Origin of the sequence: Nostoc sp. (assembly GCF_036918245.1) — a bacterium.
In the GTDB taxonomy this organism is placed as follows: domain Bacteria; phylum Cyanobacteriota; class Cyanobacteriia; order Cyanobacteriales; family Nostocaceae; genus Nostoc.
The window spans coordinates 83693-107681 of sequence record NZ_JBALEF010000018.1; the positions used below are offsets into that span (position 1 = coordinate 83693).

Genomic DNA, 23989 nt, shown 5'->3' on the forward strand with positions numbered 1-23989 from the left:
ACATTATCCAGAACCCTTGTAGAGACGTAGCAGCGCTACATCTCTACATTTGTCTATTAACTCCGCAAAGAGGTTACATTCATATCGTCGTTCAATCTGCGAATCAGACGGGATAACTCACGAATGATATTCACCGCAATTTCGGGAGTTTCTTCGATCGCATCATATAGTTGCTCTTGCGTCAGTTCTAAAAATTCACAAGGCTCCAAAGTAGTTGCAGTGGCGGATCGAGGTTGAGTATCGAATACTGCCATCTCCCCAAAGTATTTTCCCTGTTCCACCTCTGCCAACTGTTTATTCCCAATGTGAACTTTAACTCGACCGGAGACGACAATATAGAGCGATCGCCCTTCTTCTCCCTGTCGAAAGATGGTGTAATTAGCTGGGAATGACAATTCGTTCATCACTGAAGTGAGCCGCACAATAAAATCATCCCGCAATTCCTTAAAAATTGGGACTCGCCGGACAAATAATAAACGGTCAACACTGGTTAGCATAATTACAAGTTAAAATTCCAACATTACTGAACATCTCACAACTGAAGTCAGAGGGCGATTAGTCATATTAACCGATGTTAAATACTAGCCGTCAAGGATATCCGAGGCTTTACTATCTGACAAGGGTTCTCTTCAATCAGAGCGATACCTACGGCGGTAAACTACGCATAGAAGTTTCTCAAACAATAGCTCAGTATTCAATACTACTCGTTTTGTGCATTTTGAACTCAGAATTTTGTTTAGGGAAAAGGTTATAGCGCTTCTCGTTTGCGTGAGGTACATCCGTAGGGGCACGGCAGTGCCGTGCCCCTACACCCCGCGATATAATGTTGTACCGTATCTGAATGGGAACCGCTATAAAGGTTTTTTCTTTCCCTTTTCCCCTCATGAGTATTAATGGGTAGAAAGCCCAAAACATATAGTAAAATTGTCAATCACTTTTATTTATCATTTTAAAAAACAAGAGTATTTGCTCTTATTTGGCAGAAAGCCATAATATTGACTCCATGAGCTCCCAAGGTACCTTGCTGAGAAAAAATTACCAATTTGATTGGAGGTGATGCCTCTAAAAATTGGGTAATTGGCTGATAAATAACGAATATCGATCAGTTGTCGTTAGGAAAACAGTCACAAAATCTCCTAACCTGCCCTCACATCGAGAAGCAGAGAATGACTAAGACAAACAGCATTGAATTATCGTGAGCAACAAATATGACTTGGCTAATTAGTACATTATTTATTGGAATCTCTGCCGCTTTTGCAACCACCTTTGACGACAATTTATACTTGACGGCCTTCTTCGGAAAAGTCAATCGCAGCTTTCGTCCTAAGCATATTGTGATCGGTGAATTTCTGGGATTCACAGCCTTGGTGTTTGCTAGTCTCCCTGGTTTCTTCGGCGGTCTGATTATTCCAACTACCTGGATTGGTTTGCTGGGTTTGCTTCCTGTCGCCATTGGTATCAGTAATCTCATCAGTCGAGAAGAAGAGGGAGAGACAGTACAAGCTGTATCAGTTGACTTAACCTCTCCTGCAAAATCTGTACGCCAGAAGAAATCACTATTAGCAACCATCCGCGATCCGCAAACCTACCGTGTTTCTGCTGTCACCATTGCCAATGGAGGAAACAATATTGGAATTTATATACCGTTGTTTGCCAGTAGCAATCTTCCAAGTTTGGGTGTAATTCTGTGTGTTTGCTATTTTACTGTTGGGGTGTGGTGCTTACTCTCTTACAACCTAACTCGTAATCCTCTGATGACACCCGTTTTAACTCGCTACGGTCGAAAAATTTTCCCCTTTGTCTTAATTTACTTGGGACTCTCTATCTTAATTAAAAGTGAAACATATCGACTTTTACCTAGTCTGGCAATGCTTGGGAATTAGGTATGAGGCGATCGCAATTCCTGATGAGTGCTATGTCCCTGATGTCAGCAAAAAAATCAGCGATCGTTTCCCATCCAAAAAGATTTTTAATCACTTGAATTTATCAATATGAATAACAATAATATTTGCTCTTATCAATCAAGTTATCTAAAGTAAGAATAAAGCACATTATCGATGGCTCTTATAAAAGCAAGCCCACCAATAGGAATCAGATTATGAAGGAACTAATGAATCAATCAAATTCTAAAAAATTAACTCAGTGGCTCGTAACAGCAGTATTTCTGGTAGTTGTCGCGGGATTTACTCTGCTTATCCAGCCCAGCGCTAGAGCGCGAACACTAACACGATCCATACCTACAGAATCTGAACTAGCTCCAGTTGAATTACCAATGGAGTCTGTAACAGTACCAGTAATATCTCCGGTTGTATCGCCAATGCAGCCTGTGACAGCACCAGTGATATCTCCGGTTGTATCGCCAATAGTGTCTGTAGCAGAAAACGTTAGACATTTATTACAGACCAATGAATGTGTTGGTTGTAACCTGGCTGGGGCAATGTTAAAAGATGTAAACCTGCAAGCAGCAAACTTGGAAGGTGCTAACTTACAAAATGCAGACTTAGAAAGGGCTAACTTGCAGCAAACAAACTTACAAGGGGCTAACTTTCAAGGAGCAGATTTAGGCAAGGTAAACCTTTGGGGAGCAAACCTGGTGGGAGCAAACCTTTTTGATGCAGACCTAGAGAAAGCCAACCTCCTGGGAGCAAATCTGCAAACTGCTAACCTACAAAACGCAGACTTGGAAAAGACAAATTTGACAAATGCAAACATCCAGGGAGCTAACCTGATGGGCCTTGATTTGGAAGATGCAATCAGACCAGAAGGATTTGGTATTCAGTAATTAAACTGAAGTTGTCCGTGCAAATTTCATAAAAAATATCAAAAGCCTGATTCAGGAATGAATACAGGCTTTATTTTAATATTTAAAGGCTCGCCGCGATCGCTTCCTTTGCCACGGTTTTAATGATATAGTCTCTTGTGAGGTAGAAGAACCCCACCCCTAGCCCCTCCCCTTGGTAAGGGGAGGAGAGACGAAGCGCAGCTTTGGCGAGGTGGGGTTCTTCGGGTTTAATAAGTAATCAAGCGGACATAATATTACTTCTGAATTCGACAATTCTGGCTCCTGAATTCTGCTGTATTATCAGTCATTTAATTCCATCAATTCTTTTGTTTTCAAATTAGCTGCTACAGGTTGAGAACATGCAATCTGAGGAGAGATAGAGCAAATTGCCTCTGTGGTTGTTTCAAAACAATTTGATAACCCAATTGTATTTAACAATCCTGTACGTTCTAGTAGTTGTTGGACTTCAGGTTGTAAACCTGTGAGAATTAAGCGGCAATTGTGCCGTTCTAAGTCATGATAAATATCTTCTAAAGCTACTAATCCAGTTGTGTCCATATTTGGCACAAACCGCAACCGGAGAATTAAATACTTTACTTCCGGTTCATCGCGGAGGAAGGTAGCAAATCGTTCAGCAGCACCAAAAAATACGGGGCCATCTACCCGATAAACGGCAATTTCCTTACCTAATTCTAGAGGAGTACCAGGGGGAAATACTTCGGTTTCAGGTATTTTAACTAAGCTTAAATCGCTCATCCGTTTAATGAACAAGGCTCCGGCTGCAATCAATCCCACTTCGACAGCGAGAACTAAGTCAAACAAGATTGTCACTAGCCAGGTGAGAATCATCACAGCAAAGTCTGAGTAGGTAGCACGCATCAATAAACCAATGGCTTCCCACTCAATCATTCGCAAGCTAACCACCATCAGAATCCCAGCAAGTGCTGCTAAAGGAATCTGTGCTGCTAGGGGTGCTAAAATTAAAACGATGATGGCTAAGGCAACACCGTGAATTACTCCAGATAGTCGGGTTTTACCGCCAGAACGGACATTCACAGCAGTCCGAGCGATCGCACCTGTAGCGGGGATGCCACCAAAAAATGGCACAATCATATTAGCCAAACCTTGACCAATTAATTCGCGATCGCTATTATGTTTCTCGCTGACTGTCATCCCATCAGCCACCACCGCCGATAGCAACGATTCAATACTCCCCAGTGCAGCTAAAGCCAAAGCTGGGTTAATTAGTTCTCGAATCAAGCCAAAATTATTCCAGTGGGGAATACCTTGAGGCATCGGTAAAGATTGAGGAATCGTGCCAATTGTTGGTACATTTAGATGGAAGGAAGAAGCGATCGCAGTTGCTAAAACCAGTCCCATTAAAGAACCTGGTATTGTCGTATTGATTCTGGGCCATAAAATATTAGTTGCAATCACCACCACTGCTAAGGCAACTGCTGCCCAATTAAGAGCTTCTACATGAGTTAGACTTTGCCACAGCCCCGGCAAAAAATGTTCGCTACGTGGTAATTTTAAACCAAAGAAATTATTTAACTGACCACAAAAAATAATCACCGCAATACCATTAGTAAAACCTGCCGTCACCGGATAGGGAATAAACTTTACTAACTGTCCAAGTTTGGCAACCCCCAAGGCAATTTGGATAATTCCAGCCATCACCCCAGCAATCCAAACTTTCTCAAGGCCGTACTTGGCGACAATTCCCACCAAAACTACAGCCATTGCACCTGTTGGCCCTGTAATCTGTACTGACGAACCACCAAAAATTGCGGCGACAATTCCTGCCACAATCGCCGTGTAAAGTCCCGCCTTTGGTTCCACACCACTGGCCACTGCAAAGGCTAAAGCCAAAGGCAATGCTACCACTGCTGCTGTTAGTCCTCCCGTCAAATCGCCACGCAGTCCACCAAACAAGCTACCCAGACGCCAAAACTGTGGTTCTTTGAGAATATTAGATGTTGCCATATCGTCATTTTCAACTCTTATACACAATTTGTTGAAGCACACACAAATGTTATTCCATCTTTTTGGTAGATTTCATCAGGGTTATTGATAATTTCCCGATTGCGTATGGGTTTTGCCTCAAGTTCGCCTATTTGCTGATTAATAAAAACGCAGAATTGCTTGACATAAGAAATATATTGTGTATATAGAGGTTAGCGATCGCTACAAAGTTCTTTAGCAGGGCGACGGCTGGTAGGTTTGAGGGCAGACACGAGAAGAAGCAGTTGCTAGAGTTCAAGCATTAGCACTGCGTGTTTTGGCAGATCAGCTTGTAATCTTTTTAAACGCAGAGGAACGCAAAGGAAACGCAAAGTAACGCAGAGTTTTACCTAATAATTAGCTACGAATTAATGAAATATTGTACTGAGACTCTTCTGACGTAGCATTAAAAGCAAAAGTCAAGGCTTAAGTAATTTTTACGAAGACGCAACAGTATTAATCAGTCTACGCTCTGGGTAACAAGGCTACTCAGATAAACTTATGGGACTCGACGACCAAACTAACTCAGCGCAGCACGCTCTAAAAAAGTTACGTGCAGCAACAGCTAGCGCTAGCGTAGCTCAAAAAATTGCTCAACGAGATTACGAGCAAGCTCAAACTGAAGCTGATAAATGGGTACGACGACATAAACTTGCATTGAATGAAGGTCGTGAGGATTTAGCTCGTCATGCACAATTTCAGAAGGAACGCTACCAAGCAATAGCTAGCAGACTGAAAAACCTTGTAGACGAGCAAACACCACAAGTAGATAACATTAAACGTAACCTGGCTTCTTGGGAGAACAAGATTTCTGAAACACAGAATGAAGTATTACTCAGCAATCCTAATACCAATATTTATATGGGTGTTTTCGAGCGTATGGAAGAGAAAGTTTTACAGATTGAAGCGAGTTCAAAAGTGGTTTCACAGCCCGATGATTTTCATGAGGAAATTTTGCTCAACTTTGAAGACACTGACGAGGAATTAAAGCGGCTTAAACAAGAAATATCACTAAAACTTAAACTACAATGTCAATCTACGGATAAAAAGGATACTCAAGCAACATTAGCAGAGGCTATTTGCGAGACAAAAGAAGCTGTAAACACCGCTGTTAACAATAAAGAGTGTATCCATAAAGATTATGAAAAAGCTCAAGAAGAAGTTAAATTTTGGAATAGAAAGGCTCATATAGCTTTGAAAAATAATGATGATAATTTAGCTATTAAAGCTGTACTCAAGAAAAAAGTTCAAAACAAAATTGCGCTTACTCTTCAAACTCAGCTTCAGCAGCAGGAAGCAATAGTAGCTCTACTCAGACAAAACCTGATGACTCTAGAAAATATCAATAAAACATTAGGCAATGACACAAAACTCTAAAACAGGTGCAGCATTTATTGCAGGCGGAACCCTAGCAGGCGTTGGTGTTTCCGTAACTGTAGGCGGGATGGGACTAGCAGGCGGATTTGGTGCTGTTGGTATTGGTGCAACTCCTGTAGTCGGTGCTGGCGCTGTAGCTGGTGCAGCTGCTTATGGCGCTTTTAAAGCCATAGCAGAGGGAGATGCTGCTGCGATCGCTACAATGGGAATTGGTGCAGTCGGCGGTGCTGGTGTTTATAGCGTCGTCGGTGGTATGGGTTTAGTTGCACCGAAAGTAGGGCTGGCATTTGGGATTGGTGCAGTACCGATGGCGGGAATTGGTGCAGTGGTGGGACTCGCCGCTTATGGTATTGCCAAACTGTTAGACGAATCGGGAATTAGCGAAACGCCAGCACAGCTTTTTGAGCGGATGGAAGAGAAAGTTTTGCTGATGGATTACTGTTCTGAAGCAGTGATGGAATTAGAAGCATTTTTATCTGGTGAGGATCTCAACCAAAAATTTGCTGTTTTGGAAGTTGAAGATGAGTTACAAGCGCTTAAGGCTGAATTCAAGAAAAAATCAGAATTTGTTACCCCTAAACCTTCTACTCCTAATATTGAACCAGAAAAAATATCTCCGACAAGCCAGCTACCTGAAACTTGGAGATGTGTACGCACACTCAAGGGACACTTAGCGGCAGTTAATGCGATCGCAATCAGTCCTGATGGTACTACCTTAATCAGTGGCAGTGATGACAGACAAGTTAATTTGTGGAACTTGAAAACCGGAAAATGGCTTTACACATTCTCTGGACAAGCAGAAGCAGTTTTATCTGTTGCTATCAGTCCTGATGGACAGCAGATTGCAAGTGGTAGTGTCGATCGCAAAATTAGCAGTTGGCAGATGGACACAAAAAAATTTCTTCACACATTTTTTTATTTAAACTCTAGTTATAGTCATAATGGTTTTGTTAACTCAGTAGCCTACAGTCCTGATGGGGCAATTCTTGCTAGTGGTGCTGCCGATAAGACGATTAGAATTTGGGGACGCTACACGGGAACAGTAAAACGCACCTTAAATGGACACTCAGATGCAGTTTTGTCTGTCACCATCAGTCCCGATGGTAAAATTCTTGCAAGTGGTAGCGCCGATCGAACTATTAGCCTGTGGGATCTCAAAACTTGGCAACAGCGCTACATTCTTACTGAACATTTGGGTGCAGTGAATACAGTTGCTATCAGTCTTAACAGTCAAACTCTTATTAGTGGTAGCACAGATGCCACAATTAGGGTGTGGAATCTCAAAACAGGAGAATTACTTTCCACTTTAACTGGACATACAACTGCGGTTTTGTCTGTTGCCATCAGCCCTGATGGGAAAACCCTCGCCAGTGCAAGCCGAGAGGGTACAATCAAACTTTGGAACCTCCACACTGGGGAACTACTACAAAATCTTTCTGGGTGTAATCCCGTTGCTTTCAGTCCTGATGGCAAGACGCTAATAAGTGGCAGTAATGGCGGAAGCATCAAGATTTGGAGTCAATTTACTTTCGATGGATTATCTGGGGAATGGTGGGAAGTCTTGGGCGTAAATCAGAGCGATCGCCCCAATGTTGTTAAACTTGCTTTCCTTCGATTAGCAAGATTGTATCATCCTGATATTAATAGTTCTGCGAACGCAAAAGCCTCAATGCAAGCAATTAATCAAGCTTATAAAGAATTCCAGCAGCAGGTAATATGAAGTTAATATGTTAGTCACAATATGAATAATATTTGAGGAAATAGTATTATGTTTAAACATTTAGTAGAAACGATAAACTTTGAAGAATTTGTCGAATGGAAACCAGAGAACGGCAGATATGAATTACATAAAGGAGTAATAGTTGAAATGCAGCCGACAGGGGAACATGAGTTAGTCAGAGCATTTCTAATTAGAGAACTCAATTTTGAGATTCGGAGGTTTAACCTAGCTTATTCGATTCCTGCTCAAGCATTAATCAAATCTGTTAATAAAAAATCTGGTTATATTCCAGATGTGTTGGTATTGAATATTCCTAACTTAATTAATGAACCACTTTGGAAAAAATCATCAACAGTTACTCAAGCTGCATCAATTCCATTAGTAGTAGAAGTGGTGAGTACAAATTGGCGAGATGATTACTTTCTCAAATTTGGTGAGTATGAGGAAATTGGTATTTCAGAATATTGGATTGTTGATTATGCTGCTCTTGGTGGAAAACGATTTCTTGGCAATCCAAAACAACCAACAATATCAATTTACAGATTAGTAGAAGGCGAATACCAAGTAACTCAGTTTTGTGGTGATGACCGAATTCAATCGCCAACTTTAAGAGAACTAAATCTAACTGCTGAACAAGTGTTTAAGGCTGCTTCGGGAGAACAGTAATGAACATTGCTTGTTTGTTAATACTCAGTATTTATGTACTTGGTAGATAACCTGTTCCTTATGGACGGTATTTCGACTCAACACTCTTTATTATTTTTGAACAGGGTACGATAAACGCCCCATGTCATCTGTCAGCAGGTTAAGATATTTGACCCTTGAGAAGTATTGACATCTTAAAAATTTTGAGAGTTCGTATTGCATATTCTGAAAAAACGTTATAAATTATTAGATAATAGGGGAATAATCTGACTTATTAGTGTCAAAAACTAATCCGGCTCAAGTAAATATACTGCAACCAGTTTTAACTTCACACAATCTTCAAACAGCACTGGAGATATGTTTTTGTTTAGTAAAGCAAAGATTCTGGACAGACAACAGAACAATAAATAATCTAAAGATATATCTTATGTGACTGTGTTGAGAGATCATGTTACTACTTGCGGTGGAGAAGAACAACTATAATTCACCAAAATAGTAATAGATTACAAGCAATTAACTAACAACAAAGTTGCATAGATATCAGCAAGTTTATTTCTTGTTAGTCGATGAATTTTTCTCCAAGTTATATTTGCTATTCAAAGAATCGTTTTTGTTATGCTGAGAATGGCAAAAATAATAAACGAAGACGCATCTACCACAAATTCACAATCCTTATGGAGTTATTCTGGCGATGCACCTAAACGAATTGGAAACTACTGAGAATTTAAAAGAAGTGGAAGAAGCATGGCTAGCACTAGAAAAATCAATTCTCTATTATCAAGGTCGCCCTGTTGGGACAGTAGCCGCTTATGATGCCTCTGTAGAGGCGCTCAATTACGATCAGTGCTTTGTCCGGGATTTTGTTTCTTCTGCTCTAATTTTTCTGATTAAAGGTAGAACAGATATTGTTCGTAATTTCTTAGAAGAAACTTTAAAGTTACAGCCTAAAGAAAAGGCATTAGATGCCTATAAGCCAGGACGAGGATTAATACCAGCTAGCTTTAAAGTGGTATCAGACAATGGGCAAGAATATTTAGAAGCAGACTTTGGCGAACATGCGATCGCTAGAGTTACGCCTGTAGATTCTTGTTTATGGTGGATTATTTTGTTGCGCGCTTATATAATTGCCACAAAGGATTTTTCTCTCGCCTATCAACCTGAATTCCAAAATGGTATCAGGTTAATCATGGATATCTGCTTGGCGAATCGTTTTGATATGTATCCAACGCTGTTGGTTCCAGATGGTGCTTGTATGATTGACCGTCGTATGGGCATTTATGGGCATCCTCTAGAACTACAAGTCCTCTTTTACACGGCATTGCGTGCATCTCGTGAACTGCTAATTTGTCAAGGTAATTCCGATATTGTTGAAGCCATTGATAACCGATTGCCTCTTTTATGTGCTCATATTCGCCAGCATTATTGGATAGATATTAATCGCCTGAATGCAATTTATCGCTTCAAAAGTGAAGAATATGGCAAGGCTGCTGTTAATCTGTTCAACATATATGTAGATTCTGTTCCTTATTATGAATTGGACAAGTGGCTGCCAAAAAAAGGTGGTTATCTAGCAGGTAATGTCGGCCCGTCGCAGCTAGATACTCGTTTCTTTTCACTCGGAAATTTAATGGCAATCATTTCCGACTTAGCCACTGAAGAACAGTCACAAGCAATTATGACTCTCATTGAGGAACGATGGGATGATTTGGTGGGAGATATGCCAATGAAAATTTGTTTCCCAGCTTTGGAACATGAAGAATACAGAATTGTGACTGGATGTGACCCCAAAAATATACCTTGGTCGTATCATAATGCTGGTAGTTGGCCTGTTTTAATGTGGATGTTGGCGGCGGCGGCTGTAAAAACTAATAGAACGAATCTTGCACAAAAGGCGATTGAAACTGCCCAAGGACGGCTCAGTACCGATGAATGGCCAGAGTATTACGATGGGAAAAAAGGGCGACTGATTGGGAAACAAGCTAGGAAATATCAAACTTGGACAATCACTGGGTTCTTATTAGCAAAAGAACTGATAGCAAACCACACTTATTTATTATTAATCAGCTTTGGAAAACTACCAGCAGAACAGGTTTCTAGAGCATGTGAGTTAGAAATTGCCACTGTAGACCCGTATATGTCTTGATAGAAAAGTTAGGAGTTAGGAGTAGAGACGCGATTAATCGCGTCTCTACAGGAGTGGGGAGTTAGAATACAAAAGCCTCCTGACTCCTGAATAGTGTTCATGACAAACCCCCGTCAATTAGCTTTTATCGCCCTACGAGATGTTCATAAGGGGGCTTATGCTGATGTTGCCCTAGATAGAGTGTTGCAAAAAGTCAGTTTGCCTGATTGCGATCGCCGCTTAGTGACAGAATTGGTTTATGGGAGCGTCAGAAGGCAACGCACTCTTGATACTCTCATCGATCAACTCGCTAAAAAGAAATCTCATCAACAACCACAAGACCTCCGCACCATCTTACATCTGGGCTTCTACCAACTGCGTTATCAAGAGCGTATTCCCGCTTCAGCTGCTGTTAATACCACAGTCCAACTCGCTAAAGAAAACGGTTTTTCTGGACTCACGGGTTTTGTTAACGGTTTATTACGACAATACATCCGCCTTGCAGAGAAGATAAAGGGTGATCCGTTACAACTTCCAGAATCACCTGATCTGGAAAACCTCTCTCCAAACCTCTCCCCTAAAAGGGGAGAGGCTTTGAATTCTCCCCCTTCCCTAGTAGGGAAGGGGGCTGGGGGGTTAGGTTTCGCGTTAACTTTTCCAAATGATGTGAAAAGTCAGGTGGAACGCTTGGGTATTTTACACAGTTTTCCTGACTGGATTATTCAAGTTTGGTTAGAACAACTGGGTTTGACTGATACAGAACAACTATGTGAATGGATGAACCAATCACCAACAATTGACTTACGCATCAACCCACTTCGCACTTCAATTGAGGAAGTTGAGGCGGCTTTGCAATCTGCTGGTGTTTTGGTGAGACGGATTCCTGATTTACCCCAAGCTTTACGATTTATTGGTAATACTGGGTCAATTCAAAAACTACCAGGTTTTAAAGAAGGTTGGTGGACTGTACAAGATAGTAGCGCTCAATTGGTAGGTCATTTGCTCGACCCCCAACCAGGTGAAGTGGTAATTGATGCCTGTGCAGCACCAGGGGGGAAAACAACCCACATTGCTGAGTTAATGGCAGATCAAGGTAAAATTTGGGCTTGCGATCGCACTCCTTCTCGTCTTCGCAAACTCCAAGAAAATTCTCAACGGCTGAATTTACAATCTATTCAAATTTACACTGGCGACAGTCGCCACTTCAACCAATTCCAAAACACCGCAGACCGTGTATTACTCGATGCTCCATGTTCTGGTTTGGGAACTATGCACCGTCATGCTGATGCGCGTTGGCGACAGACACCAGAATCTGTCCGAGAACTTTCGGTGCTGCAACGAGAATTATTAACACATACATCAACTTTTGTCAAACCTGGTGGTGTACTAGTTTATGCTACCTGTACATTGCATCCGGCAGAAAATGAAGAAGTAATTTCGGCATTTTTAGCTGAGTCACCTGATTGGCAAATCGAGTCTCCCAGTGGCCTTGAGTTACCTGATTCTACCGATAGTACACCTCAAGGTTGGTTTAAACTTTGGCCCCATCGACAGGACATGGATGGTTTTTTTATGGTGCGCTTAAGAAAAACCAATAATTCCGAGTGAATACTGTTTAGGATTGTACGATTTGGTGGAGGCCTGAATCTACCAGAGGAGGCAGCAATGGTTTCCCCTTCCAATGTGAAAAATTTAGTTAAAATCCTGATTGGAGCAGCCTGGATCGATGGCAAAATCCAGCCAGAAGAACGGCAATATCTCCGCGAAATAGCTCAAGCAAAAGGTTTGGCTAACGACCCAGAAATTAAGCCTTGGCTATACGAATTAGTTCCTGTACAGCCAAAAGAATGCTATGACTGGGTGCAGGAATATTTAGGCGATCGCCCCAGTCTTGAAGATTGTGAAAATCTGATTGAAGCCATCAGTGGTTTAATTTATAGCGATGGTGAAGTTGCGGTCGAAGAAGCCAGACTCCTGACGCAATTGCAGGATATAGCAAAGCCGAATGAGTCAACTCAACCAGCTCACACTGCGCTTCTCAAACAAATTCAAAAGCTTTACCGCCGTTGGGTTGAAGTCCAAAACTAACATGGAGTTATAAGTTGATTGAAGAGGAAGCGGTGAAAGAATTCACCGCGTCTCTTCATCCTCATGTCCCCAGAAACGTCCGCACGTCTTTAGGTGATTTTTATAGCTATTTACCGAAAAGGGAAACGCATTAACATTAGACTTCTTGCATAAATCAAAAATAAAGAACCCCACCCCGCATTTGAGTAAAGCAAACGCTCCCCTCCCGAAGAGCGGGGAGGGGTGTTAGGGACTTTTGCAAGAGGTCTATTGTGATTCGTATTAGATGTCTGGTTCTTGGAGAGATCGGGCGATTATACCCGCCAAAACTCCACCGAAAATTGGGAATACGATGAAAATCCAAAGGTCAGCCAATGCCCAACCGCGAGTAAAGACAGCTGTGGCTAGCGATCGCACGGGATTGACGCTGGCATTTGTGACAGGAATGAGGATAAGATGCGCCAAGATCAGCCCTAAACCGATGGGGATGGGTGCAGACCGTTTGAAAACGGGAGAAGATGTAACGCTCAAGATCAGTAGCACAAAGCCACAGGTAACAATGAATTCGGCTAATGCACAAGCCCACCAGCTATAGTTACCAGGGGAGTGAATTCCCACCCCATTAGAACCAAAGTTAGCTGTTGTAAACTCCGGCTTGCCTATGCAAATCAAAAACAAGATAGTACTCCCCCAAATTCCGCCGAGAATCTGACTCCCGATATATGGCAAAACGTCTTTAGAAGAAAACTGCTTGGCTACCCAAAAACCAATTGTAACTGCGGGGTTGATGTGACAGCCGCTAATCGAACCAAAAGTATAAGCAGCAGTCAACAAACTTAAGCCAAAAGCGATCGCCACTCCAGTAACTCCAACCCAAGGTATTGCACCAGAAATAACCGCAGTACCTACACCCATTAGAACTAACCAAGCTGTACCTAGAGCTTCCGCCAAACATCGTTTTGCTAAAGAGTAACGATTCATTCATCAGAAATGCCATAACTGGCTAGTAGTTCGCCAAGTTCCCTTGGCGGGGTAAAGAGGAACGGGAAAAAGGATATATGTGTCTTGTCTGTTTGCCTTTCCCTTTAACCTTTACCCTTTACTCAATCTACACCCGTCAATGGAGAGCGTGGTGAACTACTAAGGGTGATTGATACTTGTACGCATTAGCCGAATCACACTAAGATAAATACTCGTTCTGGATTATTCAGTATAAAACGTCGCAACATCCTGTTGGTTGGCTCCCAATACAGTTTGGATAAGCTCTTGAGGCTCTTAAGGCAAGGGAGGAAAGAGTTGATAGACAATTTGTTTTCCCCCTGCTTCTCTTCTACCCCAGTTTAAGAACAGCTTGCCTCAACGAATAAATTCCTTAACCGAACGGTATTGCATCGGGAGGCATTAAGGGAGCATCCCTCTTTGGCGAAAACATCAAATAGCGAGTGTTCCGTTGAGGTAAGCACAACGAACAGAAAGTATTGAATTAACGTTGTCAACTTTCCACTGCGCTCCAGAAATTTTAATCCTTGTACCAAGAAGCTTAATAGCAGATTCCACTTGACACTATGTTCGGGTCTTGGTAAAAACTGTACTATTTACTAATGTCGTAAAGAACGCATTCCATAACGAAAAGGCTTATGGTTAATAGCAAATACCCAGATGAGAGTAAGTGGATGTTCGTAAGACAGGATAATAACGCACCTGACGGTGAAAAGCAAGACTACTACTATGGCACCTTAGAAGATTGTTTATGGCGTATGCGTGTATGTATAGTTGATCAGCTTAATGACGAAGCCATACGAGAACTAGGTTATACATTTGATGAAGTCAGTAGATCAGAAATATGGTTTGAGGAGCAAAAAGATTTTTGGGCGAATACAGAGGATACTTCAAAAACGAGGCAATATGTAGCTGCAATGACAGAAAAGGCTGAACAAATTTTAGACTCTCTTCAAGCTAGAGTAAACGAGAAACTACAAAGGATCAAAACCCAGTGTCTAACAGCAGGAATTGTTAGTAGTACAAATTGGTTTATTAAATATAACGGCAATGACAATGAGGGGTAAAAGTAGCGAGCGTGACATGAGCCGCCACGTAACGTCTGAAAGTCTTTTTATAAAAGGGTTACAAAAATAAAATAGTTCTTTAACCCGAAATTCTCAGAAAAAGCTTGTTTTTGCAGTACCAATACAAGCCAACGCATTGGCATTGCAGGGTATTGCCAAATTTAATTCGCTACAAATTAATGAAATGCTGTACTAACAGAATCTCTAGACAGCGGTTACGATTAATAGAGTCTAAAACTTTTTTATTCATCTTACTGGGTTTGGCGCTGGCTTAAATCTATGTTTCTAAAGATGCTACTTTCAGACATTCTTTAAGAAACTGCTGGGGAATTTCTCTACTTTCTCCCCAATGCAGATGAACATAAGAGGCATGAACATTTGCAGGAAAACCCCATCCTTCGCATCCCATATTTTCCTCACAATCATAGCGAGAAGTTTTAAATAGGGGCTGAGTGGGAGTTAAAGTTAAATGGGAACGATGAAACTCATGTCCGTAAACAGTTGTATTTGCCTTAACTAACAGATTATCTTGCAAAGCTACAGCACGACGATAGCCCAAAGTTAAACGCCCACCCATCACAGCAGATGTTGGTAGTATTCCCGCCATCGACCAAGATTTACCCGCAAAATCGATAATTTGCTCGCACAAATACATCAATCCTCCGCATTCGGCAACTGTAGGCATTCCTTTGAGTATTGCCATTTTCACTGCATCACGAACGCTGATATTTTCTGAGAGTTGCTGGGCAAAAACTTCCGGGAAACCACCGCCAAAATACATTCCCTGGATATCTTGTGGTATACCAGCATCTTCTAAGGGACTCCAGAAAACCAATTCTGCACCAAGTTGTTGCAACAAATCGAGATTGTCTTGGTAATAAAAATTAAACGCGCGATCGCGGGCTACTGCAATCCTAACTGGGGATGAGGGAGATAAGGAGGATGAAGTAGAAAAAGAAAAGGGTTTTGATTTTAACAAAGGTAATAAGCGTTGCCAGTCAAAGCAAGTATCTCCTAAATCAGCGAGGCGATCAATTAAAGCATTGAGTTCGGGAAGTTCGGCTGTGGGTACTAAACCCAAATGGCGATCGGGAATTGTGATATTATCTTGACGCCGCAGTACGCCGAGAATGGGTAATTGTAAAGGTTCTAAGGAATCTTTGAGAAGAGAGAGATGGCGATCGCTGCCGACGCGATTTAATACTACCCCAGCTATTTTAATTCGGGGATCAAAAGATCGATAGCCGTGAGCGATCGCTGCTACAGAACCAGATAAACGACTGCAATCGATCACCAACACCACAGGCAAATCTAACAGCCGCGCAATGTGTGCCGTACTCGCAAAATCAGTTGATTTTTGCTTTTCTTGCCCATGCCCAATTCCATCAAACAATCCCATTACCCCTTCTACTAGGGCATATTCACTCAGTTGACTATGATGGGCAAAACATTGCTGAACGTAGGCTTCAGAAGTCAATACGGGGTCTAAATTGCGACAAGCACGACCAGTTACGTGTTGATGAAACATCGGATCAATGTAGTCTGGCCCCACCTTAAAAGATTGCACCAGGCGATCGCGACGGCGTAAAGATGCTAAAAGGGTGAGTGTGACTGTTGTCTTACCCACGCCACTACGTTCCCCAGCAATGACTAAAGCCATAAATGAAACAAATTAGGTTTTTATGCAGCAACTATTTCGATTCTTGGCTGTGTGTCTATCGTCACTTTTTGCAAAAGCAGATGCACCAGTTTTTCCAACCGACTAACTCAAACTTATACCAATTAGAAACAAGAAAACCAGCCAATTAGGGGAGTTAGGCTGAAAAAGTCTAATAGTATAGTTGGAAATTAGTGAGAGTCAGATCGCAATAAGCTACCAGAAGAGGAACGTTTTATGATAGTTGTGCATCATCTTAACAACTCGCGATCGCAGCGGGTGCTGTGGCTGCTTGAGGAATTAGGTATCGAATACGAGATCAAATTGTATGAACGCGATCCAAAGACGATGATGGCACCGGAGTCGCTGCGCCAAGTTCATCCCCTCGGTAAGTCACCAGTAATCACAGATGCAGACTTGACGATCGCTGAGTCGGGTGCAATTATCGAATACCTAGTCGAGCGCTACGGTAATGGTCGGCTAGTTCCAGCCTCCGGTACACCAGAGTATCTGCGCTACAAGTATTGGCTGCATTACGCCGAAGGCTCTGCAATGCCACCGCTGGTGATGCGGCTGATATTGAACAATTTCGGGGCAGGGGACAGCAGCGTGGTTAGCGGATTCGTCGCGCCCCAGATCAAACTTCACTTTGACTACATAGAAGGCGAACTCCGTAAAAATACATGGTTTACGGGCAATGAATTTACCGCCGCTGATATCCAAATGAGCTTTCCCCTAGAAGTAGTGGCTACACTTCCCCAAGAGGTCGAGAACCGACCAAAGCTCAAAGAATTTGTCGAGCGCATTCATGCGCGACCTGCTTACAACCTCGCCCTGGAGCGTGGAGGCAAATACGACCTATCCTTTCAATAGACTTCTTGCATGAATCAATGAGCTTTCACCCTAAATCCCTCTCCCAAGCTTAAGAGAGGTACTTTGAAATTGCCTCCCCTTCTCCCAAAATTGGGAGAAGGGGTTGGGGGATGAGGGCAAATTTTGCATTTTGTCAAGAAGCGATCGCTCTCAACAGGGCAACTGTACCAATACTATAGGCGTTACCGCTTCTCCTGTCGGAGACGCTACGCGTACCTTACTTCTTTGTTCGCGGAGCGTTCCGTAGGAAAGGGGTACGGGTTGCCGTAGCCACCTATCCAAACTACTGACTTACTTACAGCAGTTTTCATATATTTGAACCACATCTGTTGTAGGGGCGCAAGGCCTTGCGCCCCTACCGCGTGGTCTATTTACCTGAAAATAGCTGTAAAACTAAGGAAAATAGAAAAACCCTCCAGATAATTGAAATATCCAAAAATCTGAAGGGCTTGTGTTTGATTTTCGCAATTTTGGTAACTTTTATGCTTTCCAGGCGAAACTAACTATTTGTTTCCAATTTGAAAATATTCGCTGTCACTCCCAGACTTTCTTCAAAAAGTGACTCGTGACCCCAGCGTTGTACTTGCTGACTCAGCAATGCTTCCGCTTTTTGTTCAGAAAGTGAAGTCACCTGTTGAAACAGACCAGCGGATTGGGCACCGCCGTGGGTTTCCATCCGCATACAACCACCAGTTTCCGAGCAAATTACTGTACCACAGTCTGCCTTTGGATTGGTCGAACTGAGGCGCAAAGCAATCAAGTCGCCAGCAATCTCACCCACATCAGCAAGGGGAACACCTGCTAATTCGGCTTCTATTTGCCGTTGGTCTTGGGCAATAAAGTTAATGCGAGTGATATCATAATCTCCAGTTTCCTTTTTATAGGAAACTGGCTGCCACTCTAGACGACTTGCCAACCAACCCAAAAACAATAATGCTTGTGCAGGGTTGCCTTTTTCGTAATCAATAGTTACTCGGTCAACTTCCCGAAGGGCAGCCCGACGATGAGGTGAGTCGTAAGCTTCAGCTGTCAATTCCTCCCATGATGCAAGGCGACGCCAGTTGAGGTCAGCTAGGGGAACACCACTTTCCACCAATTCTTGGAGGCGGAGTAAATCACTTTCTGGCTCGTTAAAGCGGCAAGAATCCACAATCACATTATTGCAGACGTCTGCCAACCGCTTGAATAGAGTGTTATTGGGGTCTGGTGTTGCTTTCCACCAGATAAACTTTGGTAAGCCGCCAATTAACAATGCTGGAATCATGCCGCCTACCCGTTCCAAGGCAGCAGCAGTTCCACTGAGAGTGATGTATTCGCAGCAAATTAGTGTACTTGACGATTGCTTTTGGATCGGGCAATAAGCAGAAACTTGAGCCTTGACCCCTTTATCTTCGCCAGTAATCGGAAATAGGGCGATGATCCGGCAAGGGTTGCGGAGGGCAATTTCATCAGCAATTCTGGGGCTTGGGGCATTTAAGCTTAAGCTGGGAAGTTCAATAGAACCATTGTCTCCTGTAGCACCGTTTCCTTGACGTTTGATGAATTCTTCTCTCAAGATAGCCAAGGTTTCAGGTGTTGCTATTCCAGTATTTGGCAGTGCATATTTTGTCTGCACTTGCCGCAAGGCAGCTACCATCTGAGGCCCTAAAATCCCGTCAAGCGGGCCGTTGTAAAATCCCAAAGTAGCCAATAGATACTGAGTTTCTTCCGGTTCGTAAACCACTAAGGTAAATGTAGTGGCGCGAGTAGCAGCAGGAAGTCCACCGTCCTCGCCAGTAATACCATAACTTTGCCAAATTTGATTCAGTTCCGTATCTATTTCGTTAAGCGAAATATCTTTTGGCGCCTGAAGTGAATAAATTGTAGAAGCTTGGGGAGCCATAGGAAATTTTGGATTTTGGATTTTGGATTTTGGATTTTGTCATTCGTCATTTGTTTTTACTAGTGACTAATGACTAATGACTAATATTTACAGTCTGCGCCAGCGACGACCATCCTGGTTAATTAAGAATTCTGCTTCTGTTGGTTCCCAGGTACCAGCTTCATACTGGGGAATAGTATTTGCGTCGGTGGGTGCATCCCAAACGGAAAGGGCTGGCGTTACTACCTGCCAAGCGGCTTCTACTTCGTCCGCGCGTGTGAACAATGTTTGATCGCCCATCATACAATCAAGGAATAAGCGATCGTAGGCATCAGATGTTGCTTGGATGCCAAAGGAACCATAACTAAAATCCATGTCAACGGAACGAGTACGGAATTCTGCACCCGGCATTTTCACATCAAAACGCAGGGAAATACCTTCATTCGGCTGAATCCGCATCGTCAAAATATTGGCGTTTGTCTGTTGGGCGGCAGATTGGAACATCCGAGACGGAACTTCGCGGAAGTGGATGGAAATCTCACTGACTTTTTTCGGCATCCGCTTACCAGTACGCAGATAGAAGGGAACACCTTGCCAGCGCCAATTGTCTACCAAAAACTTCATGGCGACGTAGGTCGGTGTGGTGGAGTTGGGAGCAACGCCTGGTTCTGTGCGATACCCTGGCGCTGCTTCACCCTTCATCCAGCCAGCACTGTACTGACCGCGTACTGCTGACCGTGACAGATTGTGAACATCAGCTAGACGAGTAGCTTGGAGTACCTTCACTTTTTCTGTGCGGATGCTGTCGGCATCCATTGCGTTAGGTGCTTCCATCGCCGTTAGGCAGTAAAGTTGCATGAGGTGATTTTGCAACATATCCCGTAGTGCGCCGGCGCTTTCATAGTAACCAGCCCGGTCTTCCACTCCCACGGTTTCTGCTACGGTAATTTGTACATGGTCAACAAATTGACGATTCCACAACGGTTCAAAAATCGCATTGGCAAAACGAAACACCAGCAAATTCTGGACTGTTTCTTTACCTAAGTAGTGATCGATGCGGTATACTTGGTTTTCTTTGCAAAATTTCTGTACCACTTGGTTAAGGCTCTGGGCTGAAGCCAAGTCCCGACCAAAGGGTTTTTCAATTACTAGACGATGTTTGTAGGCATCTTCTAGCATCCCGGCGCTTCCTAACTGCTTAATCGCTTCGGGAAAGAAGGAGGGTGCAACCGAAAGGTAGAACATGCGATTCCCTCGCGTGCCCCGTTTTTCGTCTAATTCACTCAATAAGTTTTTCAGTTTTTGGTAGCCTTCGGGGTTGTCTATATCCCCAGGACTGTAGAACAGACCTTGAGAGAAATCTTGCCAGAGTTCCCCCAAATCGACATCAGGATGTGCCTCTTCCATGCCCTTTTGCATTTGTTGGCGGAAGTACTCATGGCTCCATTCTCGACGTGCCACACCGACAATGGTAGTTTCTGGGGGAATACGCCGTTCTCGCCGCAATTTATAAAGTGCTGGCACTAGTTTGCGCCAAGTGAGATCGCCAGAAGCGCCAAAAATGACAATAATCTGGGGTTCAGGCATCCTTTGTTGTTGCAGACCAACGCGCAAGGGATTTTCTAGCAGACTAACCATAACAATTTTGGATTTTGGATTTTGGATTTTGGATTTTGAGATTGGGCATCGGGGATGGGGGATGGGGCATGGGTTATTTTCCTTGTCCCCCTTGTCCCCTTATCCCCAATACCCAGTCCCTACACTGGTGACAATACCTTGATCTTCTCTTCTAAAGAGTTCATCAAGGACTGGAAGGGCTGGATAAACTTGTCAATACCATCGACTAACAGTTCATCCATTACGGTATCGAGATCGATGTTGATGTCGGGATCTTTGAGGTTTTCGATCAGCGTGTAAGCATTTTCTACATTTGTTTCTAAGCGATCGCTCACGTTACAATGATCGGCACAAGCTTTAATTGTCGCTGGTGGTACGGTGTTGACGGTATCACGGCCAACCAACTCTTCGATATACATCACGTCTCTGTAGTTGGGGTCTTTGGTGCTGGTGCTGGCCCAAAGTAGCCGCTGTACTGTGGCCCCTTTTTCTACCAAGGCTTTCCAACGCTCGCTCTCGATAATTTTCTTGTATTCCTGGTACGCAATCTTAGCGTTAGCGATCGCTACTTTCCCTTTAACAGCTCTTAGCTTTGCTTCCACGGAAATATCATCGACGCCTTTTTTCAACTTAGCATCAATCTTGCCGTCAATGTTGCTATCGATCCGGCTGAGGAAGAAGCTAGCGACTGAAGCAATTTTACTGATGTCCTTACCTTCAGCCACCCGTTTTTCTAAGCCCCGAATATAAGCCCAAGCTGTGTTGATGTAGCTTTCTACAGAAAACAGCAGCGTAACATTAACATTTATCCCTTCGGCTATTACCTGCTCCACTGCTGGCAAACCAGGTTCTGTACCAGGAATTTTAATCATCAAATTTTCCCGACCAACTTCTTCGAAATAGCGTCGGGCTTCGGTTATTGTTGCTTCAGTATCATGGGCGATGGTTGGCGGGACTTCGATACTCACATAACCATCTAGTCTATTCGAGGCTTCATAAACAGGGCGTAAAATATCACAGGCGTTACGGATATCTGCAAAAACTAGGGATTCGTAGATTTTGTATGTCGGTAAGCCAGCCCGAACTGCGGCTTCGATATCGGCATCATAAATGACGTTCCCTGCGATCGCTTTTTCAAAAATCGCTGGGTTAGAGGTAATCCCAGAGATTCCTTGATTTTCAACCAGTTCTTTGAGTTCACCTGATTGAATAATGTCACGGGTCAAATTATCCATCCAGATACTTTGACCGTATTGGTTAATTTCTAGTAGATGATTGGTAGACATAGCTCTAATTTGTTTCACTCCGGTATAGTGATGTTTCTAAGTAAGTTGGTAAAATCCATCAAAATTTGATGCTTACTTTTGAATTGTGGCGTTGCCAATCACTTATTGCATCAGCCAGCTGAGATAATCCTTAATTGATCTTCAAAAAGCGCTATTTTGCATTCCCAATCCTAAATCACCATGATTAACGTTTAATTAATGGCAGATCAGAGTACAGCACAGAGGAAATAAGTCACTCTTATAAAACGTCTAAAACCCTTACGTAACAATAATTACGAATGACGAATTGTCTTCTAGTGTCCGTTTTGAATAAAAGACTCCACCTTTGCGACATCCTCTTTGCTACCAATAATTAAAGGCGTGCGCTGATGCAGTTTTTTTGGCACCACATCCAAGATATTTACTAGTCCTGTAGTAGCACGGCCGCCTGCTTGCTCAATCAAAAAGGCGAGAGGAGCTGTTTCATAAAGCAAGCGTAATTTTCCTTCTGGGTTTTGAATTGTGCCTGGGTAGAGAAACACGCCGCCTTGAACCAAAATTCTATGGATGTCGCTCACCATTGCGCCGCTATAACGAGCGCTGTAGCCTTCTGTGCGATGAACGTAGCGGATGTATTCTCGAATTGATTCTTCCCACTGCCAAAAGTTACCCTCGTTCACGCTGTAAACAGAACCGTGGTTAGGAATGCGAATATTTTCTTCTGTGAGAATAAACTCTCCTAAGCTGGGGTCAAGGACAAAGGAATGAACGCCTTTACCTATAGTATAAACCAGCATCGTGCAGGGCCCATACAGGATGTATCCGGCAGCGAGTTGCTTACGTCCGTTGGTGAGCAGGTCAGTTGCCTTACCATCGCTATCAGTTCCTTCTTGTTGGCGAATGGCGAAAATGGAACCTAAGCTGAGATTATTATCAGTGTTGGATGAGCCATCAATTGGGTCATACAACAGGGTATAGCGCCCAATGGGGCAATTTTCGGGAATGTAGTAGGGATTTTCCATTTCTTCAGAAGCAAGGCGACAGACTAAGCCGCTTTGCTTAAACACTGAGATAAATACATCATTGGCATAGACATCCATCTTTTTGACGGATTCGCCTTGGACATTCACTTCCCCAGTAAATCCCAGAACGCCTTCCATTAAACCAGCGCGACTCATGCGACGAGCAACCAGTTTCCCGGCCAGGGCGATGCGATTCATTAGCGCACTTAAATCCTGTGCATCTGGCGAAAAACTCTGAAGTTGTTGGAGGACGTGACGGGATAAAGTTGTACAGTCACGATCTAAAGCTCTGTCTGTAACATCGTAGGTAGATAAGTCTAAAGATTCTGGCGCTTTAGCCATTTTTATGTTCTCCGCAGCCACTAGCTGTTAATTGGGTTTTAGTCATCTATAGCAACTTATAGTTGCTGCTTCTATCTTAGAAAGGTAATTTGATAACTTAGATGCGACTTTAGATAAACTAAAGAAATGAATCTTCTGTTACCCCTGCACCCAGAGCCTAGCTACTTCGATTTAACACGACTTTCTGAAGCGGGCGGGTATGCCTACACATCCCAAAAATCCCCACATTTGCGGCAGGGACTATAAGTTTACTCTGAAACATTAATACGAAACTACTATCAGATTTGCCTAAGGCAAGCAATCTCCCTGGCTAACTAAGTACAATTTTGCGTAAAAGCGTAGCGTTTTTAATGCAGGGTGATGCATTAACATTGTATCGGGATGCAATGGCATTGTATCGGGACGCATTGGCATTGCAGAGGGACGCATTAACATTGTATTGGGATGCAATGGCATTGCAGGGGCACGCATCAACATTGTATCGGGACGCATTGGCATTGCAGAGGGACGCATTAACATTGTATTGGGATGCAATGGCATTGCAGGGGCACGCATCAACATTGTATCGG

The 23989-nt window shown here is 43.1% G+C and carries 19 protein-coding genes and 1 pseudogene; 10 read left to right on the forward strand and 10 right to left on the reverse strand.

The window, feature by feature from the left end:
* Window positions 1-56 precede the first annotated feature (56 nt).
* Entirely contained in the window at window positions 57-497 is a 441-nt protein-coding gene (locus V7L12_RS04265) for a Crp/Fnr family transcriptional regulator (protein ID WP_069074674.1), read from the reverse strand.
* Between the two features lie 711 nt (window positions 498-1208).
* Between V7L12_RS04265 and V7L12_RS04270 the strand changes: the two genes are divergently transcribed.
* Entirely contained in the window at window positions 1209-1883 is a 675-nt protein-coding gene (locus V7L12_RS04270) for a cadmium resistance transporter (RefSeq protein ID WP_334821288.1), read from the forward strand.
* A gap of 227 nt (window positions 1884-2110) precedes the next feature.
* Window positions 2111-2782, forward strand: coding sequence for a pentapeptide repeat-containing protein (locus tag V7L12_RS04275; RefSeq protein WP_335082420.1), 672 nt, complete (start codon window positions 2111-2113; stop codon window positions 2780-2782).
* 300 nt (window positions 2783-3082) lie between these two features.
* Here the strand turns inward: V7L12_RS04275 and V7L12_RS04280 are convergent, their stop codons facing one another.
* Window positions 3083-4768 carry a SulP family inorganic anion transporter gene (locus V7L12_RS04280; RefSeq protein ID WP_335082422.1) on the reverse strand — a complete coding sequence of 562 codons (1686 nt, stop codon included), beginning with the start codon at window positions 4766-4768 and terminating at the stop codon, window positions 3083-3085.
* Between the two features lie 519 nt (window positions 4769-5287).
* Here V7L12_RS04280 and V7L12_RS04285 point away from each other — a divergent pair.
* The 6 genes from V7L12_RS04285 (at window position 5288) to V7L12_RS04310 (ending at window position 12738) form a co-directional block, all read left to right on the forward strand.
* A complete protein-coding gene (locus V7L12_RS04285) occupies window positions 5288-6163 on the forward strand; it encodes a PspA/IM30 family protein (RefSeq protein ID WP_335082424.1) in 876 nt (291 codons plus the stop codon).
* Window positions 6147-7883, forward strand: a complete 1737-nt coding sequence (locus V7L12_RS04290; protein WP_335082426.1) for a DnaJ domain-containing protein — start codon at window positions 6147-6149, stop codon at window positions 7881-7883. Before V7L12_RS04285 ends, V7L12_RS04290 begins: the two co-directional genes overlap by 17 nt.
* A 48-nt stretch (window positions 7884-7931) precedes the next feature.
* Window positions 7932-8549, forward strand: a complete 618-nt coding sequence (locus V7L12_RS04295; protein WP_335082428.1) for a Uma2 family endonuclease — start codon at window positions 7932-7934, stop codon at window positions 8547-8549.
* 670 nt (window positions 8550-9219) lie between these two features.
* A complete protein-coding gene (locus V7L12_RS04300) occupies window positions 9220-10671 on the forward strand; it encodes a glycoside hydrolase 100 family protein (RefSeq protein ID WP_335082430.1) in 1452 nt (483 codons plus the stop codon).
* Window positions 10672-10770: 99 nt separating this feature from the next.
* Window positions 10771-12258 (forward strand): 16S rRNA (cytosine(967)-C(5))-methyltransferase, encoded by a 1488-nt coding sequence (locus tag V7L12_RS04305; RefSeq protein ID WP_335082432.1) that lies wholly within the window; start codon window positions 10771-10773, stop codon window positions 12256-12258.
* Window positions 12259-12315: 57 nt separating this feature from the next.
* Window positions 12316-12738 (forward strand): tellurite resistance TerB family protein, encoded by a 423-nt coding sequence (locus V7L12_RS04310; protein WP_335082434.1) that lies wholly within the window; start codon window positions 12316-12318, stop codon window positions 12736-12738.
* A gap of 261 nt (window positions 12739-12999) precedes the next feature.
* Here the strand turns inward: V7L12_RS04310 and V7L12_RS04315 are convergent, their stop codons facing one another.
* Both V7L12_RS04315 and V7L12_RS04320 read right to left on the reverse strand, forming a co-directional pair.
* A complete protein-coding gene (locus tag V7L12_RS04315) occupies window positions 13000-13698 on the reverse strand; it encodes an aquaporin (RefSeq protein WP_292782922.1) in 699 nt (232 codons plus the stop codon).
* A 450-nt stretch (window positions 13699-14148) separates the two neighbouring features.
* A pseudogene (locus tag V7L12_RS04320) lies at window positions 14149-14274 on the reverse strand (ISKra4 family transposase); the annotation flags it as partial.
* 80 nt (window positions 14275-14354) lie between these two features.
* Between V7L12_RS04320 and V7L12_RS04325 the strand changes: the two are divergent.
* Complete coding sequence (locus tag V7L12_RS04325; RefSeq protein WP_334984541.1) at window positions 14355-14783, forward strand: hypothetical protein; 429 nt, start codon at window positions 14355-14357, stop codon at window positions 14781-14783.
* A gap of 277 nt (window positions 14784-15060) precedes the next feature.
* On the opposite strand, the gene V7L12_RS04330 is transcribed toward V7L12_RS04325, so the two are convergent.
* The gene (locus V7L12_RS04330; RefSeq protein WP_335082436.1) at window positions 15061-16443 is read right to left on the reverse strand and encodes a cobyrinate a,c-diamide synthase; all 1383 of its coding nucleotides are present in this window, start codon (window positions 16441-16443) and stop codon (window positions 15061-15063) included.
* A gap of 234 nt (window positions 16444-16677) precedes the next feature.
* Between V7L12_RS04330 and V7L12_RS04335 the strand changes: the two genes are divergently transcribed.
* Complete coding sequence (locus tag V7L12_RS04335) at window positions 16678-17313, forward strand: glutathione S-transferase family protein (RefSeq protein WP_335082438.1); 636 nt, start codon at window positions 16678-16680, stop codon at window positions 17311-17313.
* Between the two features lie 499 nt (window positions 17314-17812).
* On the opposite strand, the gene opcA is transcribed toward V7L12_RS04335, so the two are convergent.
* The 5 genes from opcA to V7L12_RS04360 form a co-directional block, all read right to left on the reverse strand.
* Window positions 17813-19195, reverse strand: coding sequence for a glucose-6-phosphate dehydrogenase assembly protein OpcA (gene opcA / locus V7L12_RS04340; RefSeq protein WP_335082440.1), 1383 nt, complete (start codon window positions 19193-19195; stop codon window positions 17813-17815).
* An 87-nt stretch (window positions 19196-19282) separates the two neighbouring features.
* On the reverse strand, window positions 19283-20812 hold the full coding sequence (gene zwf, locus V7L12_RS04345; RefSeq protein WP_334821316.1) for a glucose-6-phosphate dehydrogenase: 1530 nt from the start codon (window positions 20810-20812) through the stop codon (window positions 19283-19285).
* A 119-nt stretch (window positions 20813-20931) separates the two neighbouring features.
* Window positions 20932-22077 carry a transaldolase gene (gene tal, locus V7L12_RS04350; RefSeq protein ID WP_335082442.1) on the reverse strand — a complete coding sequence of 382 codons (1146 nt, stop codon included), beginning with the start codon at window positions 22075-22077 and terminating at the stop codon, window positions 20932-20934.
* Between the two features lie 293 nt (window positions 22078-22370).
* Window positions 22371-23420, reverse strand: coding sequence for a class 1 fructose-bisphosphatase (gene fbp, locus V7L12_RS04355; protein WP_334821318.1), 1050 nt, complete (start codon window positions 23418-23420; stop codon window positions 22371-22373).
* 288 nt (window positions 23421-23708) lie between these two features.
* A partial coding sequence (locus tag V7L12_RS04360; RefSeq protein ID WP_335082444.1) for a hypothetical protein occupies window positions 23709-23989 on the reverse strand: 281 nt, incomplete at its 5' end.